Origin of the sequence: Cohnella silvisoli, assembly GCF_021190915.1 — a bacterium.
Classification (GTDB): domain Bacteria; phylum Bacillota; class Bacilli; order Paenibacillales; family Paenibacillaceae; genus Cohnella; species Cohnella silvisoli.
The window spans coordinates 259,362-283,068 of record NZ_JAIOAP010000001.1 but is presented as its reverse complement, the minus strand read 5'-3'; the positions used below and the strand labels follow the sequence as shown (position 1 = coordinate 283,068).

Sequence of the window (23,707 nt, the reverse complement as noted above, 5' to 3'; positions counted from 1 at the left end):
TCTCCTCCTCAAGCTTTACCGCTGCTTCTGAAAGTTCGCATAATCTGGCCGGCGTCCTCGCGGAAATCATCTATGACATTCATCATGAATTCATGGTAAAAACCGTGTTCTTGAGTATCCAGCATACGTTGTTTCGCTTTCTCTACGACCTTCAGCGCCATACCGGTGTAGTAGTTGATTTTGGCGACTCCGTTATCGATCGCTGCATTGAAATCCTCGTCCGAGAGCCCTGATCCGCCATGCATAACGACTGGGGCACCCGCGGTTCTGCTAATCTGGTTCAATCGGGTAAAATCCAGCTTCGGCTTCTTCAAATAAACGCCGTGCACGGTTCCGAAAGCGGCGGCAAGCGCGTCGATCCCGGTCCGCTCTACGAATTCGCGGGCTTGCTCCGGATCGGTGTACAACGACGTATCATCGATAATCGAATCGTCGTCCTCACCTTCCGCACCTCCGCTTCTCGGTCTTGTTACGTAACCCAGCTCGCCCTCCACCGATACTCCGAGCGTACGGGCAATTTTAACGACCTCGGATGTTTTTTGCACATTTTCCTCATACGCATACTCAGAGCCATCGAACATAATCGCGTTAAAGCCCAGATGCATCGCCTTCATGACGGCGGAGAAGCTTTTGCCATGATCGAGCAGGATGCTAACCGGAACCTTAGCCCGATTCATCGCATCGATCATAATAGGCGCAATTTGCTCCATGGATGTATACTTGAAATGAATTTCGGCGTGACAGAGAATAACTGGGGAGTTCTCTTCCTCCGCCGCCTGAATAATGCCGCGAACCATATCCAAATTGATCGCGTTAAAACAGGGAACGGCATATCCTCGACGCGAGGCGTCTCTTAACAGCTCGCCCATCGAAATCTTCGACATCGTAGCATTCACCTTTCCTTATAAAGTTAACAGAGTCGATGCTTCCTCGATTCAATAATAGTTGAATAAAAACATTTATTCAATCATTTTATTATACAAACAAACAATTTTATGTTTATAATTAACATATAAACAATCAGGAGGTTGTCTTATGTCACTCATGGGGTTGGATATCGGAACGACTGGCTGCAAATCCTCCCTCTTCGACGAAGCGGGAAATATGCTTGCGGCTTCTTATAAGGAATACGCGTTGGAGCACCCTCTTCCGGGCTATTATGAATTAAACCCGCTGCTCGTCTGGAGCTCCGTACAACAAGTTATCCATGACGTGCTCTCAAGATTTCCCGCATTGAAAATCAAAGCGCTAAGCATCTCCTCGTTAGGAGAGGCCGTTATTCCGGTAGACCGGAACGGGAAGGTGCTTGGAAATGCGATTCTCTATTTGGATCCAAGAGGGCAGCAACAGGCCAAACAGATTGAACAACGGGTGGGTAGCGAGCGGACGATGGCACTAACGGGCGTCCCCCTGCATTCTATGTTTTCGCTCCCTAAGGTCATGTGGATCAAGGAGCATCAGCCTGAGGTTTACGAGAATACTTGGAAGTTTATGCTGTTCGGCGATTTCATCGCCTTTCAGTTGACCGGAATTCCCGCCACCGACTTCACATTGGCATCCCGGACGATGGCGCTTAATGTAGCCAGAAAGGTGTGGGAACCGGAAATGTTCGAAGCCGCCGGCATTCGGGACGATATTTTTCCCGATCTCGTCCCTTCCGGACACATCATTGGCCAAGTACGCGCAGAAGCCGCTCTCTCCTTAGGCTTACAGCCGGAAACGCTAGTCGTTGCGGGCGGCCATGACCAAGCTTGCGCGGCGCTTGGAGCCGGCATTCTCGATGAGCTGCAGGCAATCGATGGCATTGGAACCGTGGAGTGCATCACACCCGCATATTCGGCGCCCGTATTGAATCGCAAAATGCTGGAGCATAATTTCAATTGCGCACCGCATGTTATCGAGGGCCGATATTTGACCTATGCCTTTAATTTCACGGGCGGCTCCTTGCTGAAATGGTATCGGGACCAGTTCGGCTCCGATGCGGCAGCCGAGGCGCGTAAGCTCGGAGTGGGCGTCTACGATTATTTGAATTCAACCGCCGCAACCCAACCGACTAACTTGCTCGTTGTCCCCCATTTTGCCGGATCGGGCACGCCCGCAATGAATCCGCAAGCCGTTGGCGTCATTCACGGATTAACGTTTAATACGGACTCCTCCCAGCTATACCGAGCGTTAATGGAAGGCGTAACCTATGAAATGAGATACAACCTGGAATGTCTCGGGGATGCTGGCATTCAGGTTGACACCCTTCGCGCCGTTGGCGGTGGCGCCAAGTCGGATCTATGGCTGCAGATCAAGGCCGATATTATGAACCGTCCGATCGAAAAGCTTAACGTCAGCGAAGCCGGAACACTAGGAACGATCATGCTCGCCGGCAAATCATCCGGGGTATATGCCTCTTACGAAGAAGCGGTGAAATTGCTGGTGAAGCCGCTGAAGACGTTCTTGCCCGGTCAGCCGAATCGAGAGATTTATGATGAGCTTTACGCCAAGTATAAAAAGCTTAGTTCCGCGCTTGTTGGAATATAGGCAATACAAAAAGTGCCCGGAACGAATGCAACTGGCTTTCGTTCCGAGCACTGGATTTATTGGATTCGGCTATAATACAAACGGCATTCGTAAGGGGAGAGGTTTGCTTGTTTTCCGCATCACTTTGGCTAGCAGCCACGTTCATGGCGCCCATTCCACCATCCCCTCTCATTCCCGCCGGGTAACCTCCAAAATGCCTGCCAGCTTCACCCACTCGTCATCAATCAATATTCGGTAACCTATCAGATCAAGTTTGGCGATAACACCGGTAACGCTGCGGTTCTCGTAAGGATGCCATAACAAAAGCTTGATTTCCTCTTTGTTCTGATAGGCAGAACCTAAGCTTTCGTTGATCTCTTCCCGCTTCTGCGGGTCCAGAATCGGTTTCTCCCGCCGTTCTTGACGTTGATTTGCTTCCAAAATCCGTTCCTTGTGCTCGTGCAGCATCATCCGGCTCGATTCCCAGAGCCCATTCCCTTCAAGCTTCTTCCTCATTTGTAGTGACCTCCTATCTTGCCGGCTCGCTCTTTGGCTTGTCCCGCCTCTGTAATGGACACGGCTCTCATGATTGCGGTGTTGCCATACTTCCGCTTAAGCGCGTCGGTCGTCTTCTCCAGTGTCCTGAATCGCTCCCGTTCGTCGAACAACGAAATTTGATACTCCTCTTCTCTGGAAAGCTGGGACAAACCGACTGCTACCCTTCGTACTGGGAGTCTTTCCCAATGCTCCTTGAACAGTTTCACGGCTGCTTGATAAACCTGATTCGTCGCGTTCGTCGGCTCGACCATCTTCATCTGCCTGCTAAATCCGCCCGGACTTTCATAATTGACGCCATAACATCCTACGGAAACGACAAAACCCATGCAACCCAAGCTGCGGCAGCGTTGGCATACGAGCTCGGCTAATTCCAGCAGCACGACCTGGATCTCCTCGAATTTACGGTAGTCCCTCGGCAGCGTCATTTGGTGTCCCACACTCTTGGGCGCTTCTTTGTGAGTATGAGGGCTGACCGGGCTGTCGTCCGCGCCGTTGGCCAGCCGCCAATACAATTCGGCGTCGATATCGCAATTCCGGTTAAACCTATTCCTCATTATCTGCTTCAGCACGGCGAGCGGGGTTTGGGCGATATCGCCGATCGTGGTAAATCCCATGGTTGCAAAGTGGGCGGCCATACGGCTGCCGACCATGAACAGTCTGCCTGCAGGCTGGGTCCAGAGCTGGTCCGGCAAGTTTTCCTTGCTCAACTCGAACAAGCCGCTTTCGTTCTTCTTGGCCCACAGGTCGCAAGCCATCTTGGCCGTCACCTTGGAATAACTGATGCCGAGTCGGGTATAAACGCCTGTTGCCATTCTCACTCGCTCTTGAATAGCTTGGGCGATTTCCATTGGCGTACCGAACAGCTTTCGGCTGCCGGTAATATCGATGAATTGCTCGTCTATCGAATACGGCTCGACAAGGTCGCTGTATGTGAGCAGAATGTTGGTGATCAACATGGAAACATCGATATAATGCTGCATTCTCGGCTTGACAACAACTAAATCCGGGCACTTGCCCAGAGCTCCGCGCAGCGTCTCCGCAGTCGTCACCCCGAACTGCTTGGCCAGAGGACATGCAGCGAGAATGATGCCGCTGCGGCGCTCCGGATCCCCGGCTACTACAAGCGGTTTATGAGCGTATTGCGGATTATCTGCCTTCTCTACGGAAGCATAGAAGCTTTGGCAATCCGCAAGCAGAATGACTCTATCCGCACTGTTCCCCATTGTCCATCACCCGCCCGTCAATATAAACCCTGTATAATAGCTCGCTTTTTTTATGGCCTCCGACCGGACCGTGCCCCATAGCAAGGTAATATGATGGCGATAACCCCTGCATATATAGTCCGCTTCAATTCCTGTTCCCGTCTGTTTCTCGGAAAACAATTTAATTCCGCGTTCCTTAAGACGACGCTTTAACCCGTAATGCTCGGAAATCATGTCGTTCTGCACCTCATCTTGATTAGGTTTCCGGTACAAACATACGTACTCCTTATTATATACGAACATTTGTTCTAATATCTACCAATATTTTTTTAATATTTAGGGTTCCTGGATTGCTGGCATGGGTTTGGGGAGTCAACTGTTGGTGCATAGGTGGAAAATATCCATGAAGCTCTCGCAAGCAAAAAATCCCGACGCGAGTGTCGGGATTTTTTATATTCTATGTAACTCGCATTAATCCAACGTTTGAAGCCAGCTCTCGACTTCTTGGAAGGTTCCCTCGCTGGATAGTATTCCATCGTGGTCACTGCCGAGAATCATGGTAACCTTGGCTTGGTTATGCTGAGCGAACAACGGCGCATACTGTCCCGGAATAAAAACCTCTTCCTTTTCCCCGACCAATACGAGAGTCGGCTGGGTCATCGCCTGCAAATAACGCTCATACTTGGATTTCGGCGCCCTGGACAGCAGCAGTCGGTAGCTAAGCTCCAAAGTCTCACGGCCGTGCCTGCGCGCAAGCGGTTTATCGTTGCGCATAACAATCCATTTATTCAAAAACCGGATTCCCACCGCGTTCAGAAGAGTGAGAAAGACGATTTTAGGATATTCAATGTGCATGGTGCTTCCAGGGTCTTTTCGGTGGTTGATCGGCGCATTCGGGTGAATGGCCGGTGCCAGCATCAGAAAGGCGTCGATCTCCTTTGCCATCCGATGAGCGGCAAGACGTACGGCATTCCCTCCGCCGCCGGAGTGTCCCGCGATGATCAAAGTAAGCGCGGAAGACTCGCGCAACCGAATCCATTTTACCAAATCCTCTATGTCATCATCGTGCTGACCGACGTATTCCACGTCACCCCTGCGAATCGGATGCAGACCGTAACCTCTTAAATCAGGCACGACCACTTGCGCCAGCTGCCGCTTGGAAATAAACTCGGCCAGCGGATGTAGGTATTGCCCATCCTCCGAAATCCCGTGCAGCAAAATGATGATTTTGTTCGAATTCGCCAAGTAATGGCGGTAACATAACGATTTTCCATCTCTGGCTTCGTAAGTCTGAATAGGGGGCAGTTCTCTTCCTGACATAAAGGGCCTCCGACGGTCAACTGAATTTACGCTCGCTCCGCACTTACAGATTATATCATACTCATATCTTGCATTATTCGGCGAAGTTTAGGCGCTGGTCGCCTTGAACTTCAAGTCTGCTTGTGGTTAAATGACCGTAAGTCGGGTTAGAGGGAGTATGACGATGTTTAAGGTTAGAAGCTTTATAGAAAAAGATTACGACTCTTTGAGAGAAATCTATTTCAAATCTCGTGCGATAAATTTCACATGGTTGGATAAGTCCAACCTCAAAATAGAAGACTTCGATCGTGACACTAAAGACGAATCCATACTCGTCGCCGCGCGCCAAGATCAAATACTCGGCTTTATCTCCATGTGGGTTCCGGATCGATTTGTTCATCATTTATTTGTTCATCCCGATTTCGTAGGGCAACAGGTTGGCAAAGAACTTCTTCAAGCCGCCACTGATAAATGGGGAACTCCGATGACCTTGAAATGCATGCGGGATAATGCGAAAGCCCTTAACTTCTATGCATCGCAAGGCTGGCAAGTTAAAGAGGAAGGGGTGAGCCCGGACGGACCCTATTATTTGATGGAGCGCCGCTAGTTACTGTGAGGAGGAGGGACAAGCCATGTGCGGAAGATATACGATCGTGGTTACCATGGAAGAGCTGATGCTGAGGTATTTAATGGAGCTGCCGACCAACCGGTATCATACGCCCCGTTACAACGTGGCTCCTATGCAGAACATATTAGCTATCGTGCATGACGGAGAGAACAACCGGCTCGGCGAGCTTCGTTGGGGACTTGTTCCTTCGTGGGCTTCGGATGATCGGCTCGGAAGCAAAATGATTAACGCGCGCGCGGAGACGATACTGGAGAAAACTTCGTTTAAAACCCTGATTCGGCGCAAAAGAGCGATTATTCCTGCGGACGGATTTTACGAATGGAAACAAGCCGGGGATAAGAAACAGCCGATGCGAATTACGATGAAGGACGGATCCATTTTCTCAATGGCCGCCCTTTACGACACTTGGAACGCACCCGACGGACGCAAAATAAGCACCTGCACGATCATCACGACGACGCCGAACAACCTAGTGTCCGACATCCACGATAGGATGCCGGTTATTTTGCGTCCGGAGGACGAGGCTGCTTGGTTAGACCGAGGCAACGATGACGTCGAAAAGCTGACGAGTTTGCTAACCCCCTACTCGGCTAATGCGATGAAGGCTTACCCCGTGTCCCCTATCGTAGGCAACGTCAAGAACGATACGGCGGAGTGTATCGAGGAGCAACTGACGATGCTCTAAAGCCCTTTGATCATCCCACCGTCAACAAGCAGCGATTGTCCGGTTACGTATGTATTGGCGAAAGATCCATAGAAAACCACGTGTCGCGCAAATTCCTCGGGAGTACCCATTCTGCCCAACGGGATCTGTTTCGCCGCTTCCATTTGTAAATCTTCGAGCGAGCGTTCCTGGTCTGCAGCTCTTTTACGATCTAATTCGGTAATTCGGTCCGTTCCGATTCTTCCCGGCGCAATCGTATTGATCAGAATACCATCCCCAGCCAATTCCGATGCCAAGCTCTTCGTTAAGGAGTGGACACCCGCCCGGAAAACGTTGGATAAAATAAGTCCGTCAATCGGCTGCTTGATGGAGGAGGACGCCAGATTCACGATTCTTCCTTCTCCCGCAGACTTAAGGAAAGGTAGCGCTTCACGAATTAATCGAATGGTGCTTAGCAAACTAAGTTCAAATCCCCTCGTCCAGTCCGCATCCTCCATATCCGAGAAAAAACCGCTCTGAGGTCCCCCCGCGTTCGTGACCAGCACATCCAAACCCTTGCCTGCACCTGCCGCTGTCCGGATCGCATGACGAATATCCTCGTTGTTTAACACATCCATTTGTATAATTTCTGCTTGTACCCCGGTCAACGCCTTAATCTCGTCACGCGTTTGCGCGAGCTGCTCCAAATTTCTGCTGGCTATCGTTAGACGCGCTCCTTCTTTCGCATACTCGAGCGCGACCGCTTTGCCTAAACCTTTACTCGCCGCCGCTACGAACACGGATTTACCCGAAAGCATCAAATCCATTTTAGACACACCCTTTTCCTTAGATACGTTAATGGCTTTATAGTAAAAGCCCTGCAGCTTTTAGATTGCCATACCGATAGCTTCGATGCAACTTGGTTGTTTATGGACTACGAACGGAAAAAAACCGGGGGTTCCCCCGGCGGACGACTCACACGCTATTCTTTAATAATATCGAGCAGCCTCCGGTATTCCGCTTCGTCGATCTCGCCGCTTGCGAGACGTTTCTTCAGAATGACCGCCGCATCAAGGCTGCCTTCGGCATGCTTCCATGCACCGACTCTATAGCCGTAACCCCACGCGCTTCCATAACGCCGGAACATGACGATCCGGAAAATCAGGAAACCAATCAGCAGCGTGAAAAATACGATCGGGAAACCCGGAAAAAACCCGTGGTCGTGATGCCACATGGGTATCACCTCCTTCTATTATTCATTATAGACAGCGAGTATAAAATGCCTCTAAATGAACTCTAAAAAAAGGATAAAACTTTTTGACAATAAAAATTTTTGAGACTTGACACCCACCCCGACGTCCGGTATATTGGACGAACACAACTAAATTTTCAACCCTTACGACGGAAGCACCCGTAAGCAAAGGCTGTTCAAAGCCTTTCTTGCAGGTGCTTTTTTGCTGTCCAAACCAAAGGAGGAATTCGTTATGTCACTTGCAAAGTCAACCCATTCCGTCTTGCATCCCGTAGTTTCTTGCGCCATCGCCATCATCATCGCCTTTACTGTACCCGCCGCCATCGCGTCTGCTGCAACCGTCGAGTTGACCGTGCCCATCAAGACCGCCTTCGACGCAACGACCGCTTCCGCGGACAGCCAGACGGCCGTGAAACTAAATTCGCATTACAAAGATCTCGGTACGTTGCTGGGACAAGACAAGGATAGTGAAATAAAGATCAAAGAGCTTCATTACCGCAACGAAGAAACGTTAATCGCGCTGCGCAAACAAATACGGGAAATTGACGCGGACAATCTGAACAAACTCGAGGTCCAAGTCCTGCAGACGAAGGAACGATACAAGCCTCTATTCGCCGCATACGCCTCGCTTCTTAAACAAATTACCGTCGCAAGATACGCGAAGAACAAAACGCTCAATGCCGTGCTCCGTACCCAAGCTGACGCGATGAAGATAACCGTCCAGCTCGCACGCCAGGAAATCGGCTCTAAGCAAGCCTCATTCAGGAAAGCGAAAGAAGCCACGGCTCAAACGATCAAAGCCGCTCGGGAAATGCTTGCGACCATCGATCCTCTCAAGGTCCAAATCAAAGCGCAGCGAAGCGCGGCAAACTTGCCCCGTGCTAGCTTGTCGCCTGTGTGGACGAATTTCAAATATGCGATTAAAAAAAGCGATGCAAAGAGTACGTTAGACTCCATTGCAACGCTCGTCATGCTCACTCGTCAGATCGTGGAACAGCAGCAGAAAATCCACGCTCTAGAAGTTAAAATCGCCGATATTCTCGTTAAAACAAAAGCTCAATTCCTATAATATCTATTTAAGAAGAGGTATAATTGACTCCTATAACATCTAACAACTGACCCATTCACGATAAAAAGGAGTCTGACAAAATGGCACAAAGCATCCGTCTATTAACCGATCCGGAATTCGAAGAAGCTATGCAGCGGCAAGCTCGTTTGCGCGTATTCAAGAACGACCACATCATCGATTCCAACGGGATCATCGTTCGTTTCGATAATCGCACCGTCGTCGTTCAATCCGGAATTGGCGATCTGGCTTATCACGCAAGAGAAGAGTGCGAATTTTTCGAGGTGAAGAAACGGTAAACAACTTTGTCTTCCCGCTTCGATTTTATTTCTTATCTTGGCCAAATACTCTTTTGATCGCTTCAAGATAACCCATGCCGTTCACCGTATCCGGCTCTAGGTAACTGCCAGTTTCCCGGCTATTCTTTTACGCTCCCGAGCACGATCCCGGCCATAAAGTATTTTTGCAGAAAAGGATACACAAGCAGAATAGGGATCGTAGCCATAAAGATTTGCGCGGCTTTTACCGTCCGGTCCGATATCTCGCTAAGCAAACGCGCTTGAACCGGGTCAATGTTGGCGAAGGTTGAGGTGTTCATTTTCACGACGACGGTTTGCAAATAACTTTGAAGAGGATAATGATTCGGCGAATTCATGAGGATGATCCCATCAAACCAGGAATTCCAATGCCCCACGACGGTAAAAAGAGTAACGGTAGCGAGTACCGGCGTAGAGAGAGGAATAAAGATGCGCCATAGGATCGTCCAATGATTCGCCCCATCTACGAACGCCGCTTCTTCAAGCGCTTTCGGCAAACCGCGAAAGAAATTAAGAAGCAGCAGGCAATTAAACACTTGAACCGCGCCCGGCAGCACCAAAGCCCAGAGGGAATCCAAAATTCCCGTCATCTTAATCGTCATGTACCATGGAATCAACCCCCCGTTAAACAGGATCGTAAATACGAAAATCCACGCGTATAAGGTTCGTCCCGGGAAAGCCTTTTCTTCCTTGGATAACGGATAGGCCGCCAAAACCGTTACAAGCATGCTGAGGGCTGCCCCCAATAAAACTCGTTCCAACGAAATGCCTAAGGCCGTAAAAAACTCATCTCGAAGAAATACGAATCGATAGGAAGCAAATGTGAATTCCACCGGCCATAGCTTGACTAAACCCGCCGCCGCTGCCGATTTGTTGCTTAAAGATACCGCCAGAACGTTTAAAAAAGGAAAGAGGGCCATTAAGGATAACAAAGCAAGAAAGCCATAGTTGAATATATTAAACACAATCCTGGAGAAGGATGTTTGACCTGCCATATCCAATCCACTTCTCTCTAAAAAATTCGATAGTTTGCGAGACGATACGCCAGAAAATACGAAACCGAAATGAAGAGACACGAAATAATCGATTTAAACAATCCTACGGCCGTAGCCACGCCATATTGCGTGTCGATCAAACCTATCCGGTACACGAAAGTATCCAAAATATCTCCCGTGCTGTATACTTGCGGACTGTATAAATTAAAAATTTGATCGAATCCCGCATTTAGCACATTCCCCAAGCTTAACGTAGCGAGCAAAATAATGACCGGGAGCATGGACGGGAGCGTAATATTAAGCGTCTGTTTCCATCGGTTGGCCCCATCGATAACGGCCGCTTCGTAAAGGGATGGATTGGCGTTCGTGACGGCGGCCAAAAACACGATGGTGTTGAAGCCGACTTCTTTCCATAAGTCTGTTGCTACTATCGTAAAGCGAAACCAGTTTGGATCCCCAAGAAAGAACAGGGGTTTGAATCCGAAGGACTTGATAATATCGTTGACAATGCCCTGAGACGGAGAAAGGATGTCGATCAGAATACCGCCCAGCAGCACCCAAGATAAAAAGTAAGGCAAGTAAACGATTGTTTGCACGCTTCTCTTGAACAGCTTTATACGCACTTCATTCAGGAGCAGTGCAAGTAGGATAGGCACTGCCAAATTCAATATGATTTTGAAAAAGGCAATGACAACCGTATTCGTCAAAACTTGCCGGGTATCCGGTAAATCCCATACGTATTTGAAGTTATCCAGTCCGATAAAAGGAGATCCGAATATGCCTTTGGAAGGCATGAAATTCTGAAAAGCGATTAGGATGCCTGTAATGGGTCCGTAACTGTATATCAACAACAGCGCCAAGGCAGGCAGAAGCATCAAGTGCAACGGCATCAACCGCAGCCACCTTTGTGAAAGCATTCGACTCCCTCCAAACTTCGTGTCGTCAAATCAGGGGATGCAGAAGTTTAAATCTTCTGCATCCGCCAGCTTTGCACTTTATTTCTGAGCCGCATACCAGTCGTTTACTTCTTGAGTCATCTTGTCTCCGCCAAGCTTCTTCCAATCGGAAACGAATTGATCGAAAGCATCCACGGGAACGGCACCCATCAATATCTTCGTAAAAGTTTCCAACTGAAGCTTGTCGAGGGTCGATTGCTTCTTCACCATCGTGTCCGTTTTTGAGCCGAAAAACATGTCCGAGATTCCCAGCTTATTGTTCATGTAATAATCAAGAATACTTAGCGCGGTGTCTTTGGGTCCGGCCCATATCGCATTACCGTAAGAACCCTGATCGTGATCTTTAATGAATTTTTGGTAAATATCATAGTTGCCCTTGGCCTGAAGATTTTTCAGAGCGTTCTGATCGTTATTTTCCACTGCCGCTTTTACGCCGCGGTAAATGTTGATGTTTTGATCCGGATCCGGCGCGTATACCGCCGCAAATCTCCACCGGCCATAACCGTCCGGATTTGGATTAGGCTGATGAAACTCCTCATTATATCCGCCTGTCTCCCAGCCGTATTCTTTGTCCGCATAATAATTGGCCAGTTTGATCATCGCTTCGGGATGCTTGGAGCCTTTTTTGAATACAGCATACCCCATATTGACGGATTCCGGGTTGACGCCAAGTCCAATCGAAGGAATTGCAGGCTTGTCATCCGCCGAGACAATCGGGTATGGCTTCCATACGGCTTTGGGGTCTTGTTTGAATGAGTCCGGCAGAGGCCAAAACGCATTCCAATGGGAACCATAGAACATTCCGATTTTCCCGGAAATCACGGATTCGTTTACTTTACCGTTGTCTTTTACGCCAAATTCCGGATCGATTTGACCCGCTTTGAACATTTCCTGAAGCTTAGCCAAGGCAGTCTTCATCTCCGGTTGAATCCCGCTGTATACAAGTCGGCCGTTTGTATCCTTCAGCCATAGATTTCGATAGGCATGATACCCTTCCAAGAAGCCTGTCAACTCATGCAAGCCACCCGTATACAAATCCTTGCTGAGGCTTATTCCAAAGCTGTCTTTCTCCTTGTTGCCATCCGGATCTTGATTGGTAAAAGCGTCTGATATCTTCAGAATGTCGCTCATCGTTTTAGGCTCGGGCAATTGAAGTTTATCCAACCAATCCTTGCGGATCCAGATCATCGCCGCAGTATCGATACTCGCTGTCGGCACAGGAAGAGCAAGCACTTTCCCGTTAAATGTACCTGTCTTCAGCGCCAAACCGTCATTCGCCGCCAAAAATTTCTTGAGCAGCGGAGAAGCATATTTGGCAATCGCATCGGTTAAATCCTCGGCCATGCCATTATCGACCAGTTGCTTCATTTGTTTGGCGTTTACCGGAATAATATCCGGGAGATCGTTGGAGGCGATGGCAATATTCAGCTTCTGTTCCCCCGCTCCTCCGGGCTCATCGCCTACTACGGACCAATTAATCTTCATATCAATGCCCAAATCCTTCAGATAGCCGTCCGTCCAAATATTTTTCTCCGGCGTTTCCCCGGGCGCAAATTTGTCGACAGCCGAGAAAATTTTCACTGTAGAAAGCGTTATAGGCGGATCATACTTGCCGAGAGGATTCGTATTTTCCTCCGAAGCCGCCTGCGTTGACGGCGAATCCGTTGCTGAAGATTCAATGGTCTGGGTTGATTGCGTGTTTTCTTCCGCCTTGCTACAGGCGGTAATCCATACAAGCATGAGCATGAGAGCGATCAACATGATTCTTTGTAATCTCTTAACTTTCATTCCAGTGCATCCCCTTTTCGCTTATATGCTGAATTGAAACCCCTTGCAGACTTAATTATAAGAGGCAAACTGAACCGCCAATATAGAACTCTTTTTACTTTTATCGTTTTCTATTTACCTAAGGGAAACGAGTAACAGGAATACGGCGCCTTCCCAACGAATCAAGTAGCACTGGAGAAAAGACGACTGAAGGTGGAATCCGATATGAAGGCCCTGTTTGACTCCATCAAGATTTATCCGAAGCTCATTGTCACCTTCCTTATCGTGCTCACTCCGCTTTTTTTGCTCAGCCTTGTCATGAATCAGTATGGCTCGTCCAATATCAAGAAGGAAATCACCCAATCGATGCAGTCCAAGGTTCACTTCTACAACAGCAACCTGGAGAATGAATTTACCCGTACCATTAAATTAATGAGGGAATTTGCCGGTTACGAGGATTTGGATCTGTTGAGCAACCGCACTGAAATTATGAGCTACTACGACCAGCGCGTGGCCATCCGGAATTTGCAGAAAGAATTGTCCGTCCTTAAAAATTCGAGCAATTATATATTGGAAGCCAGCGTTCATATTCCCGCGATTAACAGAACGATATCGGACGATAATTTCGGGACGATTCCGATAGATGAATTCGAGGCGTTAAACGTTGTAACCAACATATTCGAGTCGCCCTTTATCTACTGGAGAGACCGATTGTTTATTAGTCTGCCGTATCCCATTAAATCGAATCGCGTGTCTCCCGAATTCGTTGTCGAAATTGAAATATCCATAGATTTACTGAGAAACGCACTTCTTCAATTTACCGACCATACGACAGGCAATACGATGCTGGTCAATTCCGAGAAGGGCTGGAAGATTACAGGAAATGACAATGGTGACATCGTGAATGAAATCGCTCTCATAGATGGCTCGAATTCCGATGTCCAAGGCCCCCATTCCGTAACAATCGACGGGCAGCACTATCTGGTAGCTTTAGAGAAATCGAATGTACTGGGTACGACATTGATCATGTATGAACGCGAACAATCCGTTCTTGGACCGCTACGCCAATATACGATTTGGTTTTGGATGATATCCGGTTTAACGGTTATTGTCATTGTTGTTGTTTCGTACTCCGTCTACCGGCTGATCCACCAACCGCTAAAAAACCTCGTCCGCGCTTTTCGCAAAGTGGAGCAGGGAAATTTGAACGTGACCTTCGACTATCAAGGCCGCGATGAATTTCAATATCTGTATACGCAGTTCAATGCGATGGTTCAGAATCTGCAGCAGATGATCTACGAGGTCTATGAACAAAAGTTTCGCGTGCAGCATGCCGAATTAAAGCAGTTGCAATCCCAAATCAACCCCCATTTTCTATATAACAGCTTGTTTATCTTATATCGGCTTGCCAAAAAAAACGGGGATGAGAATCAAATCCGATTTACCAAGTATTTGTCCGATTATTTTCAATTCATAACCCGCAATTCAAATCATGAAGTTACGCTGGCGGAAGAAGCGCAGCATGCCAAAAACTATGTGGAAATTCAAATGTTCCGGTTCGCCCATCACATTGAAGTGAAGTTCGAAGAGCTTCCTCCCTCGTGCGCTCCTATCATGGTTCCGCGGCTGATTCTCCAACCGATCGTAGAAAATGCTTATAAACACGGATTGGAACACAAAGAAAGCGGAGGAAAGCTGCGTGTTTCATTTGAATTGCTGGAGAATTCGGTGCTTATTGCGGTGGAAGACAACGGGGAACTTGTAGGTGAAGCGACGATACAAAGCTTGCAAAGAAGGCTGAACGACAACAATGTTTCCCAGGAGACAACAGGGCTGATCAATGTACATAGGCGGCTTGTCTTCCGCTTCGGGCCGAACTATGGGATCACCCTGTCCAGAGGCAACTCCGGCGGATTCAAAGTCACCTTTAGGCTGCCGGCAGAGACGACAACCCATCTGAGCGAGAGGAACTGATTAGATGTACAGAGTGCTGATTATCGATAACGAGCCCGTCATCGTGGACGGATTGTACGACTTGTTTCAGGACGTGGAGCACGTGGAATTAGGCGTTCTAAAAGCCTACTCCGCATCCGAGGCGCTGGATCAATTGTCGAAACATACGATCGACATTGTGTTTGCCGACATCCATATGCCCGGAATGAACGGTCTGGAGTTGCAAAAAACAATAACTAAGAGCTGGCCCCGTTGCAAAGTGATCTTTCTTACGGGGTTCAACGAGTTTGCTTATGTACAAACCGCCATGCGCAACGGCGGTTTCGACTATGTCCTGAAAACCGAAGGGGACGAACGAATACTAGAAGCGCTAAATACAGCCATTGCAAGCATACAAGATTATTCGAAAACGGAACGATTTATTGAAGAGGCCCGACAAGATATGTACTTGGCCAAACCTTTGCTTCAGAAGGAGTACGTGATTAGCCTGCTGAATGGGGAACGCCAGTACAGTGATAATATTCAGCTGCGGTTTACGGAATTAGGCATTTCATTAAGTACGGCGGTTCCTTTATTACTGATCGTCGGTCGGGTAGATGAATGGCTTGATGCCTACACCGTCTCTGATCGGCAGCTGTTGATGTTTGCCATTCATAATATTGCTCAGGAATACTTCAGCTATGCTGCTTTGGTACCTGTATCTTACGACCCTACTAAGTTTATCTGGCTTTTACAACCCAAAGAAGCAGAAACCGTTAACTGGGAAAAGTTCGTCCGTCCCGTTCACGAGACGTTGGATTCCATTCAGTCTTCCAGTAAAAACGTTCTAAAGATTACGATTTCAATAGTCACCCACAGCAAACCTTGTTCGTGGAATGACTTGCCGTCTGTCTTTAACAACCTGAATCGCCTGCTCGGGCGTGGACTGGGATTAGGGAAAGAAATTTTGCTGACGGACTCGGATACGGCGGAGAAAACAACCGTGCCGCTCAGTCTCGGCGCAGGCTCGGCTGGGAATGATCCGGTCATGCCGAGCCACAGAAAAAATATACCTATGCTGGAATACTATCTGGAGAGTGGAGCATCGCAGGAATTCTCCTCCCTGTGCAGAACGATGCTGCAATCCGCCGCGCATGATCACTATGCTTATGCGGAAATTTATTACAGCATAGCAACGTTGGTGTTGTCTTATCTAAACCGGATGGAAGCAACAAAGAATTTATTGGAGCGGCAAGATTTTGACGGGTTGATGCAAATGGATGATCATAATACTTGGAAAGCGGCTGCGAGCTATTTCGAAGGAGTCGTCGATCTGCTGTTTGTGAAGAGACTTGACGAAAAGGAGGAAAAATCCCACTCGATCATTACCCGCCTGCAACAATATATACAAGGAAATTTGGATAATGATCTTTCCTTGACTAGGCTTTCAGAAGTCGTGTATCTCAATGCTTCTTATCTATCCAGATTATATAAGCAAACAACCGGCCATGGGCTTGCGGAGTATATTGCCGAGAAGCGAATCAACAAAGCATCGGCGCTGCTGCGGGATACTTCTTTAAAAATCCATGAGGTTGCCAGACAGGTGGGATTAGAGCAAGGGTATTTTATTAAAATGTTCAAGAAATACATCCATATGACACCTCAAGAATATCGAGAATTGAAAGGCTGAGGTCGATCAGCGAAAATGTTCACACCCATATCCTCCCCCGTTCCCGCATATATACATGGAGATAGGTCATCCGGCGGGAGGATAATCCACTATGAAAAATACATTTATTTGCCGAGTCTGCATTACGCTTCTAGCCTTATTTTTCATCCCTGCGATCGTTACCGCTCACGCGGAAACCGTTCAATTAGCCAAAAAGTTCGCCAAGTACGAGCAATTTATTATGATCGACAAATCCTCCAATGAACTCCGCTTCTATGAGCAAGGCAAATTAATCAAATCGTTCCCTGTAGCCACGGGAAAGAAACCCTCTTATACGCCGGAAGGCTTGTTCAACGTCCATGAGAAAATCAAAAACCGGCCTTACTACAAGGAGAAAATCAAAGGCGGCGATCCTAGAAACCCACTCGGGGACCGTTGGCTCGGTCTGGAAGTTACCCGTAACGGCAAAACTTCTTACGCCTATGGCATTCACGGGAACAACAATGAGAAATCGATAGGCAAGTACGTATCCGCGGGTTGCATTCGGATGCATAACAAAGATGTCAGATGGCTCTTTGATCAGATCAAAACCGATACTCCGGTTCTAATCACGAATTAAACTTTAATCGAGGAGGTCCATCCCCAGTAGAACGCGTCCCGATCCCATGCCGCTTTGCCGCCATGCAGTTTTTTGAATGCTTTTTTGACATCCTTGTCGATCGATTCATGACCGTTATCATTCACGTAAATAAAAGCTTCGCCGAAGTTGCTCTTAATATAGTTAACAGCCTCGGCCTGATATAAAATTCCCGCGAATCTTAATTCCTTGAACATCCATTGTGCAACTTCATCCGCCGTATGACTCATCCTACGATCTGGTCGATCTCGCTCTTAAGCAAGAGATAACGATGAACGCTTCTCATGATAGGCATCTTGGTAAGTCCTTGCTTATCCACGAATACTTTCATTTGGTCTTTAGTAAGTCCGAGCAGATTGCCTGCTTCGGTAATCGTAAGCACTTCTTCCGTGCTGGTAGCGTTAAAGGTTTTCTTGGCTTTCTGGTTCCAATCTTCAAATGTATTCATCGTTCAACAACCTTTCTGTTTGTTAAGCCGTTCCGGACTCATTGTCCTTATTATAACATGAGTTTCCATCCATTATGATAATGGTAAGCCGAAGGTTCACAGATTTGCAACTTTTTAAAATAAACAAGCAGATTCCCATAAGGTGAAGTCCGACTACTGCAGTTGACCATACCCGTGGTAGAGGTCATTGTAAAGACCACGTTTAGTCAGCAACTCGTCATGCGAGCCCATTTCAAGAAGGCACCCGTCCTTAAGTACGAGAATCTGGTCCGCTCGGCGAATCGTATTTAACCGATGGGCGATCACGAAGCTTGTACGTCCCGCCATCAAACGTTGCAGCCCTTCCTGGATTTTGATCTCCGTCACGGTATCGATGCTGCTCGTAGCTTCATCCAGCACTAAAATGGCCGGATCGGCCAGAATCGCCCGCGCTATCGCCAGCAGCTGCTTCTGTCCTTGGCTAATCCCGCTGCCGTCTCCGTGCAGAACCTTGTCATACCCGCCGGACAGCCGCACGATGAACGAATGGGCGTTCGCCAGCTTCGCGGCGGCCTCTACTTCCTCATCGGTCGCGTCCAATTTACCGTAACGGATGTTATCGCGAATCGTTCCTTCGAAAAGGAAGGAGTCCTGCAGCACGAATGCCATATGAGAGCGGAGGCTTTCCCGCTTTATTGACGAAATGTCATGTCCGTCAACGGTTATGGTCCCGGAATCGGCTTCGTAGAAGCGGGAAAGCAGCTGAATAAGCGATGTTTTGCCGGCACCGGTAGGTCCGATAATAGCTACCGTCTCGCCCGGCTGCACTTCAAAGCTGATATCGGATAAAGTCTCTTCGCCCTTGTCATAGGAGAAGGACACACGGGAGAAAACGACCGCACCCTGTATCGATTGTAAAGATAAGGCTGAGCTTTCATCCTTGGCTTCCACTTCCTCGTCCAACACCTCGAATACCCGCTCGGCCCCCGCGATGGCGGACAAAAGCGTATTCCACTGGTTCGCGAGATCGTTAAGCGGCCTTGTGAACTGTCTGGCATATTCGACGAAAATAACGATAACTCCTACAGTTATCACATCCCGAATGGCGAGAATGCCTCCAACGCCGGCAATAACGGCAAAGCTTAAATTATTAAGCCCGTTCATAAGCTTCGGGATGAAACCCGAAATCGTCTGCGCCCAGAAGCCCGACAGCTTGATTCGTTCATTGCGCTCGCGGAACTCGCGAATGACGCGTTCCTCCTGGGAAAAAGCTTTAATGATCCGCTGGCCAGACAGCGTCTCTTCGATGTATCCATTCAAATCGCCGAGGTTACGCTGACGCTCCTTGAACAACACGCCGGTTCTTCGCGTTATCCACTTCATCCCAAGCGCCATGAGCGGAACAACGAGGAAAGTCAGCACTGTAAGCAGCGGGCTTAGCAACAGCATCACGATAACCGTGCCGACGAGTATGAGTATGCTTGAGAAAACCTGAATGGCGGAGCTGTTGAGCGTAGAACTCACATTGTCTATGTCATTGGTCATACGGCTCATTAATTCCCCGCGCTGCCTCTTGGCAAAAAACGGAATGGGCAGGCGATGAAGGTGGCCGAACAGATCGACGCGCATCCGGTACACGGTCTCCTGCGCGATCGCGATCATCCATATATTTTGCAGCCAGCTGACTAACGAATTTAATAGGTAAACCGCCGCGAGACCAGAGAGGAACAACAGCCAAGGCGTACCCCCGGGCCCTTCTAAATAATGATCAATCGCTCTTCCAATCATGTAAGGCCCAAGCAAGGTGAGCGCGGAGCTCATCAAAACCATCAGCAATACTAAGATTAATCGCCCTTTGCGATGGGACAGGTAATGCCACATCCGTTTTAGCGTCACTTTCCAGTCCTTCGCTTTCGGCTTCGGGCGTTTGCCCGCACCGGCAGTCGCCTGGTTAACAACATTCACAGAGCCTTTCGCCTTTGGCTGCCGGTGACGGAAGGGTTCACTTAACGCTTCCCACATGCGAACCCTCCTCTCCGAATTGCGACTCAAAGATGCGCCGATATAGGGATTGGTTTTCCATGAGCTGCTCATGATTTCCTTGCGCGATCAAATGGCCGTCATCCAGCAGCAGTATAAGATCCGCGTTCAGGGTGGAGCTGATTTTCTGCGTAATGAGGAACGTCGTGCAGGACATATCATTTAGAGCCTTAAGAAGAGCGGCTTCCGTCCGAACGTCCAACGCGCTTGTGCTATCGTCCAGCAGCAAAATGGCGGGTTTGCGGATAAGCGCCCGCGCAATTGAAATTCGCTGCTTCTGCCCGCCCGACAAATTCACTCCGCGTTGCCCTAGCAAAGTGTCATATCCGTTAGGAAGCTGCTCGATCGTATCGTGAATTTGCGCCGACTTGGCAGACTCCATGATCTGTTCCAAACTTGCGTTATCGAGTCCCCAGGCGATATTGTCTCGGATCGTTCCCGTGAATAGCAGCACTTCCTGCGGTACGTAACCAATAGAGTCGTGAAGATGCAAAGTATCCAGTTCGCGCACATCGCGCCCGTCGATCCGAATGACTCCCTGGTCCTCCTCGTACAAGCGAAGAACCAGTTGCATAAGCGACGACTTCCCGGAGCCCGTCGCGCCGAGAATAGCAACCGTTTGACCGGGACTAACCTTAAACGAAATATCCTCGAGCACGGGAGCATCCGTATTCGGATATTGAAAAGAAACATTCTCGAATTCGACACTACCCTCGCTTATGCCGCCGGTTTTCCGGGCGGTTTGCGCGGCATCGGTCTGGCCGCTGTCCGTTGCGAGCGCCTCGCTAATCCGTTGCGCGGAAGCCCGCGCTCTGGAGAAGGCGGACACGAGCATCGACATCGCCGATAACGCGCCTGCCGTTCGGAGCGAATAATTCACGATCGCCACCACTTCGCCCGTCGTGGCGCTGCCGGCGCGAATTTCAAGGTGCCCGAACCACAGCACCGCGATAATCCCCGCATTCATAATGAGCACGATGAACGGCAGCGTAATTTCGGTTAACCTCAACGCCGAGGTCGAGCTCTGCATCAATTCCCCGCTGTGCCGGGCAAATCGTGCCGCTTCTTGCTCCCTTCGCACGAACACGCGAATGAGACGCATCCCCGTCATGTTTTCCTGCATGACCCCATTAACCGTATCGAGTCTCTGCTGCACTTTTTTGAACAAAATAGCCGCCTTCTTCACGATCCAGACAACAAACAAAAATAGCGCGGGTACGGTCAGAAGCAGCAGAAATCCGAGCTCCGCATGCACGACAAGCGCCATAATCATGCTGCCTATGACGACTAACGGCACGCGCAGCATGAAACGAAGACCCATGAACGTCGTATCCTGAACCTGCGTTACGTCATTCGTCAAACGGGTAATGAGAGACGAGGTGGCAAATCGGTTAAAGACGGCGTAAGTGAACGATTGCACCTTGCCATAGAGCTTCTCCCGAAGATCGTATCCCAAACTTTGACTCGCATGCGCCGCGTAAAAAGAGCTCAGTATTCCGGCACCGAACGCGATTAAAGTACCCCCGACTAGAATGCCGCTCCATAGCAACACTACGGAACCGTTTTGCAGCGTTATGCCATCATCTATAATTTGCGAAATGAGCAGCGGTTGAATAAGCTCCACTGTAAGCTCGACCAACATTAGGAATATGGCCATAATGGCGGCTGCACGATATTTCTTCAGATAAAATGCAATTTGTTTCATTACGCGTCCCTCCGGCGAGTGATGCCCTCTGAAGCTATCCCTATTACATTTTACCTTACAATCGTCCTTAGTTGAAAACCCTTGGGTGGATTCCCTTTTCAGCAAATGATATGATACAAAAGGAAAAAGAGGACAAGGGGGATCTGAAATTGTTTATCGCGAAAAATCGATTGGCCGTTTCTCTTCTTACGCTTATTGCCCTTCTGCTCATCTTAACAGGATGCGGCAGTAAGAAAAACACAAATCAAACTAACGATGCAACGGCCACCGGTAACGGTGCTCCCGCTGTATCCACACAGGAGGCTTCCCCAGTGAACGGAGTAGACACAACAGGCGATAACCCTATCGTCACCATTGAAATGGACAGCGGCAAAACCATCAAAGTCGAGCTTTATCCGAAAGTCGCGCCGAATACCGTGAACAATTTCATCTCCCTCGTGAAAAAAGGATTTTACGACGGAACGATTTTCCACCGCATCATCCCCGGCTTCATGATTCAAGGCGGCGATCCCGACGGAACGGGAATGGGCGGTCCAGGCTACTCCATAGCCGGTGAATTCACCCAAAACGGCTTCAAGAACGATCTGAAGCATACGGCCGGCGTTCTCTCGATGGCCCGTGCCCAAGATCCGAATAGCGCAGGCTCCCAATTTTTCCTTATGGTCGCCGATTCTCCGCATTTGGATGGCGCTTACGCCGCATTCGGCAAAGTCACCGAAGGCATGGATGTCGTAAACGATATCGTGAAGCTCGACCGGGATCGCAACGATCGTCCGAAAACGCCGCCGGTCATGAAGAAAGTGACCGTGGACACCCGTGGAGCCGACGCTCCGGAACCGGAAACCATTAAGTAAGACGGAAAAGATGAAAGCCGTCCCGACAACTATGAAAGTGGTTGCGGGACGGCTTTTTTTGGCATACACGCCAGAGAGTATAAAATTCGGGGTAAGGGCAGTCCTAAAAGGGCTGACCTATTTCGTCTGTGTGCTTACGATGCTTTTCATCGTATTGCACGAGTCGTTAGGTCATTTTTTGTTTCTAATGATGATTTTCATCGTATGGGGGAGTAAATTCAGTATTTTAAGCTCAAAACGACGCCGATACGATATTTTATATCTTATCGTCTAGCCGAATGCACGAAACTCGGACTGATACGATGAATAACATCATAATGGTAGTCGCCGCCTCGCTCTTATGGAGCCAGATCGTCCCATTTGGCCTTAGGTGACAGCAAGAAAGCGTTTATTCGATGGGTCCCTTTTCCCGCTGGCAGAAGATATTCCTTATCGATTAAACCGTGAAGCAACTTTCTCGCTTTCTGTCCTTCAACTTGCAGCAGCTCTGCGACATCTTTCGGACGCATAGGCTTTACTAGACGTAAACGGAAAGCAAGCCGCAGGATTTCCCTTTCTTCGGGCGAGAGTCGAATGCCTGAAAATCCGCCTGCACTCTGCTTGCCATAAATCGTTCCCATGAACTGCAAAAGCATTTGCTGGCACAATCGCGGGCGTTCTTTGAGCATATTGTGTGTGAACCGTAAAACTTTCCATCCGTCTAGGATCAGATGGTTTTGTCTGATCCGGTCGTCGTCGAAGCCGGACAGACTGATTTTTCGCGCATGAGTTTCCAATCCGTCTCCTTCGATATTCAAGCGCACGACGCCCGGAAGAAAGGCGTAATCGAGAAAACGGGTACCGTCGCGAAAATCGGATACCTCGTATTCCGGATGCAAATGGTCGAAGTGTCCGATAGCCGGCCACCAGACATTTTCCAGAATCAGTTTTTCCAAGAAGCCGTGACCTTCGATAAGCCTTCTTAGGCGTTCTCCCTTACGCGCTTTGCGGTGCTTTTCAAGAAAGGCTTCGTAAGCGGTATTGAAATCCATTCGCATCATCCTCCGGAAACGAATAAAGCCGCCTTCCGATTCAGCTAACGCTGAACGAAAGAGCGGCTGCGTGCTGCGCATGCCTTGTTTTGGAATTTTATAATGAAAGTATAACGGCTAACCGCAAAGCATGTCAATTATTGGAATCCAAGTGGCCTTCGCTCCAGCGTAACATCGCTAGCCCGCTACGCGAGGGCACTTTCTTCGCCTACGCGGAGCAG

General features: G+C 48.9%; 24 protein-coding genes. 9 read left to right on the top strand and 15 right to left on the bottom strand.

The annotated features are described in order from the left end of the window. Window positions 1-8: 8 nt before the first annotated feature. The gene (locus K7P76_RS01185; protein WP_232182244.1) at window positions 9-884 is read right to left on the bottom strand and encodes a class II fructose-bisphosphate aldolase; all 876 of its coding nucleotides are present in this window, start codon (window positions 882-884) and stop codon (window positions 9-11) included. A gap of 151 nt (window positions 885-1,035) precedes the next feature. On the opposite strand from K7P76_RS01185, the gene K7P76_RS01180 reads away from it, so the two are divergent. Continuing rightward, on the top strand, window positions 1,036-2,529 hold the full coding sequence (locus tag K7P76_RS01180; RefSeq protein ID WP_232182243.1) for an FGGY-family carbohydrate kinase: 1,494 nt from the start codon (window positions 1,036-1,038) through the stop codon (window positions 2,527-2,529). Window positions 2,530-2,697: 168 nt separating this feature from the next. Here the strand turns inward: K7P76_RS01180 and K7P76_RS01175 are convergent, their stop codons facing one another. The 4 genes from K7P76_RS01175 to K7P76_RS01160 all read right to left on the bottom strand — a co-directional run bounded on the left by K7P76_RS01175 (window position 2,698) and on the right by K7P76_RS01160 (window position 5,588). Next, the gene (locus K7P76_RS01175; RefSeq protein WP_232182242.1) at window positions 2,698-3,024 is read right to left on the bottom strand and encodes a YolD-like family protein; all 327 of its coding nucleotides are present in this window, start codon (window positions 3,022-3,024) and stop codon (window positions 2,698-2,700) included. Continuing rightward, on the bottom strand, window positions 3,021-4,289 hold the full coding sequence (locus K7P76_RS01170) for a DNA polymerase IV (protein ID WP_232182241.1): 1,269 nt from the start codon (window positions 4,287-4,289) through the stop codon (window positions 3,021-3,023). The genes K7P76_RS01175 and K7P76_RS01170 overlap by 4 nt, the downstream gene beginning before the upstream one ends. Window positions 4,290-4,295: 6 nt before the next feature. After that, window positions 4,296-4,541 (bottom strand): YhjD family protein, encoded by a 246-nt coding sequence (locus tag K7P76_RS01165; RefSeq protein ID WP_232182240.1) that lies wholly within the window; start codon window positions 4,539-4,541, stop codon window positions 4,296-4,298. Window positions 4,542-4,739: 198 nt separating this feature from the next. Then, window positions 4,740-5,588, bottom strand: a complete 849-nt coding sequence (locus tag K7P76_RS01160; protein ID WP_232182239.1) for an alpha/beta hydrolase — start codon at window positions 5,586-5,588, stop codon at window positions 4,740-4,742. Window positions 5,589-5,751: 163 nt separating this feature from the next. On the opposite strand from K7P76_RS01160, the gene K7P76_RS01155 reads away from it, so the two are divergent. Both K7P76_RS01155 and K7P76_RS01150 read left to right on the top strand, forming a co-directional pair. Further along, entirely contained in the window at window positions 5,752-6,174 is a 423-nt protein-coding gene (locus K7P76_RS01155) for a GNAT family N-acetyltransferase (RefSeq protein ID WP_232182238.1), read from the top strand. 25 nt (window positions 6,175-6,199) lie between these two features. Then, window positions 6,200-6,880: an SOS response-associated peptidase gene (locus K7P76_RS01150; RefSeq protein WP_232182237.1), complete on the top strand. Its 681-nt coding sequence runs from the start codon at window positions 6,200-6,202 to the stop codon at window positions 6,878-6,880. Here the strand turns inward: K7P76_RS01150 and K7P76_RS01145 are convergent. Continuing rightward, window positions 6,877-7,665, bottom strand: coding sequence for an SDR family oxidoreductase (locus tag K7P76_RS01145; RefSeq protein ID WP_232182236.1), 789 nt, complete (start codon window positions 7,663-7,665; stop codon window positions 6,877-6,879). The two genes, K7P76_RS01150 and K7P76_RS01145, sit on opposite strands and share 4 nt — an antisense overlap. 155 nt (window positions 7,666-7,820) lie before the next feature. Continuing rightward, entirely contained in the window at window positions 7,821-8,072 is a 252-nt protein-coding gene (locus K7P76_RS01140) for an SHOCT domain-containing protein (RefSeq protein ID WP_232182235.1), read from the bottom strand. A 250-nt stretch (window positions 8,073-8,322) separates the two neighbouring features. On the opposite strand from K7P76_RS01140, the gene K7P76_RS01135 reads away from it, so the two are divergent. Both K7P76_RS01135 and K7P76_RS01130 read left to right on the top strand, forming a co-directional pair. Next, complete coding sequence (locus K7P76_RS01135; RefSeq protein ID WP_232182234.1) at window positions 8,323-9,159, top strand: hypothetical protein; 837 nt, start codon at window positions 8,323-8,325, stop codon at window positions 9,157-9,159. An 80-nt stretch (window positions 9,160-9,239) separates the two neighbouring features. Beyond that, window positions 9,240-9,455 (top strand): hypothetical protein, encoded by a 216-nt coding sequence (locus tag K7P76_RS01130; protein ID WP_232182233.1) that lies wholly within the window; start codon window positions 9,240-9,242, stop codon window positions 9,453-9,455. Between the two features lie 119 nt (window positions 9,456-9,574). On the opposite strand, the gene K7P76_RS01125 is transcribed toward K7P76_RS01130, so the two are convergent. The 3 genes from K7P76_RS01125 to K7P76_RS01115 all read right to left on the bottom strand — a co-directional run bounded on the left by K7P76_RS01125 (window position 9,575) and on the right by K7P76_RS01115 (window position 13,212). Beyond that, complete coding sequence (locus K7P76_RS01125; RefSeq protein ID WP_232182232.1) at window positions 9,575-10,468, bottom strand: carbohydrate ABC transporter permease; 894 nt, start codon at window positions 10,466-10,468, stop codon at window positions 9,575-9,577. A 17-nt stretch (window positions 10,469-10,485) separates the two neighbouring features. Continuing rightward, window positions 10,486-11,385: an ABC transporter permease gene (locus K7P76_RS01120; RefSeq protein WP_232182231.1), complete on the bottom strand. Its 900-nt coding sequence runs from the start codon at window positions 11,383-11,385 to the stop codon at window positions 10,486-10,488. Window positions 11,386-11,463: 78 nt separating this feature from the next. Continuing rightward, a complete protein-coding gene (locus K7P76_RS01115; RefSeq protein ID WP_232182230.1) occupies window positions 11,464-13,212 on the bottom strand; it encodes an extracellular solute-binding protein in 1,749 nt (582 codons plus the stop codon). Window positions 13,213-13,416: 204 nt separating this feature from the next. On the opposite strand from K7P76_RS01115, the gene K7P76_RS01110 reads away from it, so the two are divergent. The 3 genes from K7P76_RS01110 (at window position 13,417) to K7P76_RS01100 (ending at window position 17,411) form a co-directional block, all read left to right on the top strand. Further along, window positions 13,417-15,165: a sensor histidine kinase gene (locus K7P76_RS01110; RefSeq protein ID WP_232182229.1), complete on the top strand. Its 1,749-nt coding sequence runs from the start codon at window positions 13,417-13,419 to the stop codon at window positions 15,163-15,165. Window positions 15,166-15,169: 4 nt separating this feature from the next. After that, window positions 15,170-16,813 (top strand): response regulator, encoded by a 1,644-nt coding sequence (locus tag K7P76_RS01105; RefSeq protein ID WP_232182228.1) that lies wholly within the window; start codon window positions 15,170-15,172, stop codon window positions 16,811-16,813. A 91-nt stretch (window positions 16,814-16,904) separates the two neighbouring features. Then, window positions 16,905-17,411 carry a L,D-transpeptidase gene (locus K7P76_RS01100; RefSeq protein ID WP_304518379.1) on the top strand — a complete coding sequence of 169 codons (507 nt, stop codon included), beginning with the start codon at window positions 16,905-16,907 and terminating at the stop codon, window positions 17,409-17,411. Here K7P76_RS01100 and K7P76_RS01095 read toward each other — a convergent pair. The 4 genes from K7P76_RS01095 to K7P76_RS01080 all read right to left on the bottom strand — a co-directional run bounded on the left by K7P76_RS01095 (window position 17,408) and on the right by K7P76_RS01080 (window position 21,601). After that, window positions 17,408-17,659: a DUF6953 family protein gene (locus K7P76_RS01095; protein ID WP_232182227.1), complete on the bottom strand. Its 252-nt coding sequence runs from the start codon at window positions 17,657-17,659 to the stop codon at window positions 17,408-17,410. The genes K7P76_RS01100 and K7P76_RS01095 overlap by 4 nt on opposite strands. Beyond that, complete coding sequence (locus K7P76_RS01090; RefSeq protein ID WP_232182226.1) at window positions 17,656-17,877, bottom strand: DNA-binding protein; 222 nt, start codon at window positions 17,875-17,877, stop codon at window positions 17,656-17,658. Before K7P76_RS01090 ends, K7P76_RS01095 begins: the two co-directional genes overlap by 4 nt. A 153-nt stretch (window positions 17,878-18,030) precedes the next feature. Then, a complete protein-coding gene (locus K7P76_RS01085) occupies window positions 18,031-19,878 on the bottom strand; it encodes an ABC transporter ATP-binding protein (protein WP_232182225.1) in 1,848 nt (615 codons plus the stop codon). Then, entirely contained in the window at window positions 19,859-21,601 is a 1,743-nt protein-coding gene (locus tag K7P76_RS01080; protein ID WP_232182224.1) for an ABC transporter ATP-binding protein, read from the bottom strand. The genes K7P76_RS01085 and K7P76_RS01080 overlap by 20 nt, the downstream gene beginning before the upstream one ends. Window positions 21,602-21,750: 149 nt before the next feature. On the opposite strand from K7P76_RS01080, the gene K7P76_RS01075 reads away from it, so the two are divergent. Continuing rightward, window positions 21,751-22,455, top strand: coding sequence for a peptidylprolyl isomerase (locus K7P76_RS01075; protein ID WP_255677873.1), 705 nt, complete (start codon window positions 21,751-21,753; stop codon window positions 22,453-22,455). 338 nt (window positions 22,456-22,793) lie between these two features. Here the strand turns inward: K7P76_RS01075 and K7P76_RS01070 are convergent, their stop codons facing one another. Further along, complete coding sequence (locus tag K7P76_RS01070; RefSeq protein ID WP_232182223.1) at window positions 22,794-23,486, bottom strand: putative endonuclease domain-containing protein; 693 nt, start codon at window positions 23,484-23,486, stop codon at window positions 22,794-22,796. Between the last annotated feature and the right edge of the window lie 221 nt (window positions 23,487-23,707).